The organism is Gemmatimonadota bacterium (assembly GCA_016209965.1).
Classification (GTDB): Bacteria; Gemmatimonadota; Gemmatimonadetes; order Longimicrobiales; family RSA9; genus JACQVE01.
This window is the reverse complement of record JACQVE010000114.1, coordinates 1-2,563: the sequence shown is the minus strand read 5'-3', so window position 1 is coordinate 2,563 and position 2,563 is coordinate 1. Positions and strand designations below refer to the sequence as shown.

General features: G+C 70.9%; 3 protein-coding genes. All 3 read right to left on the bottom strand.

Annotated elements, in window-relative coordinates; genetic code table 11:
• On the bottom strand, window positions 1-782 hold a 782-nt coding region (locus HY703_04835), incomplete at its 3' end, for a transposase family protein (GenBank protein MBI4544500.1).
• A 209-nt stretch (window positions 783-991) separates the two neighbouring features.
• A complete protein-coding gene (locus HY703_04830) occupies window positions 992-1,177 on the bottom strand; it encodes a hypothetical protein (GenBank protein MBI4544499.1) in 186 nt (61 codons plus the stop codon).
• A gap of 176 nt (window positions 1,178-1,353) precedes the next feature.
• Window positions 1,354-1,905 carry a septal ring lytic transglycosylase RlpA family protein gene (locus HY703_04825; GenBank protein MBI4544498.1) on the bottom strand — a complete coding sequence of 184 codons (552 nt, stop codon included), beginning with the start codon at window positions 1,903-1,905 and terminating at the stop codon, window positions 1,354-1,356.
• Window positions 1,906-2,563 lie beyond the last annotated feature (658 nt).

Here is a 2,563-nt window from a genome sequence, read left to right as displayed (position 1 = left end):
TACCTGGCGTAGTAGTCCTGGGCGTGGGCGCGCGCGTCCTGGACCGAGCCGAAGCGGTTCGGGAACGCTGGCCGGTACTTGAGCGTCTTGAACTGCGCTTCCGAGAACGGGTTGTCGGTGGAGACGTGCGGCCGGGAATGGGTCTTGGTCACGCCGAGATCGGCGAGCAAGAGGGCGACGGGCTTGGACGTCATGGCCGAGCCGCGATCGGCGTGGATCGTGAGCTGCCCACGGTCGATGCCCTGCCGGCCGCAGGTGTCCTGGATGAACCGCTCGGCCAACGTGGCGCTTTCGCGATGGGCCACCATCCAGCCCACGACGTAGCGGCTGAAGACGTCGAGCATGACGTAGAGGTAGAAGTAGGTCCACTTCGCCGGCCCGGGCAGCTTGGTGATGTCCCAACTCCACAGCTCGTTGGGGCGGCGGGCCAGCAGCTCCGGGGCGGCATAGACGGGATGGCGGAGTTGGGCGCGCCGCTCCCGCACCTCCGCGTGCTCGGCCAAGAGGCGATACATCGTGCGTTCGGAACAGCCGGACTGCCCGGCGTCGAGCAGCGTGGCATAGACCTCCGCCGGGGCGTGATCCACGAAGCGGGGCTCATGCAGCAGGGCGAGGACCACGCCGCGCTCGCCCGGGCTGAGCGCGCGGGGCGAGGGGCGCCGCGGCGGCGGGGCACTCTGGGGCCGCCGCCGTCGATAGGAGGTCGCGCGCGGCAGCCCGAGCGCGGCGCAGGTGGGGGCGATGCCCAGCCGCGGCCCGATCTGGGTGACCGTCGCCATCATGAGGTCTCGGTGGCCAGCGGCGTTCCCAGCAACGCCGCCACGTGTTTTTGCAGTTCGACCAGCGCCTCAGCCCGTTCGGCGCGCTTCGTCCACCGGCTGATCTCCCGCTCCTGCTCGGCGAGCTTCTTGTCGCGCGGATCGGCGACCCGCCGCGCCGGCCCCCGCTTCTTCGGCGCCCCGGCCAGTTCTCCGCGCGCCCGCGCCGCACGCTACGTCGTGAGGTGCGAGGAGTACAACCCCTCTCGTCGCAACAACGCCCCGACCGCGCCCGACGTCTTGCACGCGTCGGCCTCTCGGACGATCTTCCGCTTGTACTCCACCGTGAACCGCCGTCGGGTCGCCTTCGCCACGACCTCGATCGCCGGCCCACCCAGAGCCTGCTCCAGTGCGCTCATCGCTCTCCAATCCTGCCTCGCCCTCGACTCTAAACTTCCAGGGGGTCACTGTCTCACTCATATTGGCAGAGAGGGGGACGGCAAGCGCTTTCGGGGAAGGATATCCGTTCGATGGAGGGATGCTGAGGTGGCAGTCGGAGGCCCCCCCACCGAGGATGCCTCGCGACAACTCCCGCTCACTCCTCGACCATGAACACCGTGTAGCCTCCGGCGGCGAGGTCCTCGGCCACGCGGCGCGCCTCGTCGCGGCTGCGGAAGGGCCCGAGGCGGACGCGAAAGATCGGCCGGCCGGCCAGGTCGGCCCGGCGGATGACCGCGCCTGCCCAGCGTCGCTCCAGCTCGGCTTGGAAGCGCACGGCCCGGTCCTCCGAGGTGAACGCGGCGACCTGGACGGCGTAGCCGCCACGCTGGGCGCTCGGCTCGCCCTCCGGGCCTTGGAGGACGCGGAGCCGCACCGGGATGACCCCCGGGCCGAGAGCGCCGAGGGCGCGGGCCGCCGCCTCGGAGAGCTCCAGGATGCGGCCCGCCACAAAGGGCCCCCGGTCCGTGATGCGCACCTCGGCGGTGCGCCCGTTGGCCAGGTTTTCGACGGCGACCCAGGTGCCAAAAGGCAGGGAGCGGTGGGCGGCCGTCATCTGGTTCCTGTCGTACGTCTCCCCGCCGGCCGCTCGGCGGCCGTGGTAGGGAACCCCGTACCAGGACGCCTCGCCCGTCTCCTCCGCGCCCACACCCGCGGGGACTTCCCCGGCCCCTGGAGTCGGGAGGGCTCGCGGCCCGGCACAGGCGGCGAGGAGACAGGCTAGCCCGACAGCGCCGAGGAGGCGGCGTTGACCATCACGCGCTAATCGTCCGCAGGCAGTAGGTGGCACCGGCACAGGTCCGAGTCTTTCGCCGAGGATGCCACGGGACCGGGGGCGCAGGCAAGGACGGAGGGCGAGATGAGCGCAGGGGGGCAGCGGGTGGTGATGAGGGACATGGTGTATGGCGTTGACGGCCAACCTGAGGGAGCGGCTGGGGGCGCGGACCGCGTTTCCCCTTTCAAGGCTGAAACACGGGTTCGAATCCCGTTGGGGCCACCAGTTTTCTTCGGCCGACTCTTGTCTCCCGTTCCGGAGTGTGCCGGCCTCCTCTAGCCATTCGCTCTTGCGTAATGGGCTGTCGGGCGTCCTCCTCAGCGTCGCTGAGCTGCTGTGGACGGCGCGAGAGGCTCACGGCCCTGGGGCGCGTCGGCCCACCGCGCCTGATCGTTCCCCCGGGCAGGCCGATCCAGCTTCAGCCGGGAAGAGCGATCTTGACGACGCGAACGCCCCGCCTTGTGCCGCCCGTTCATCCCCACGGCGGCAACGCTTGCCTCCGCGCTCCGGCGGCGGGGCCCCGTGCCAATCG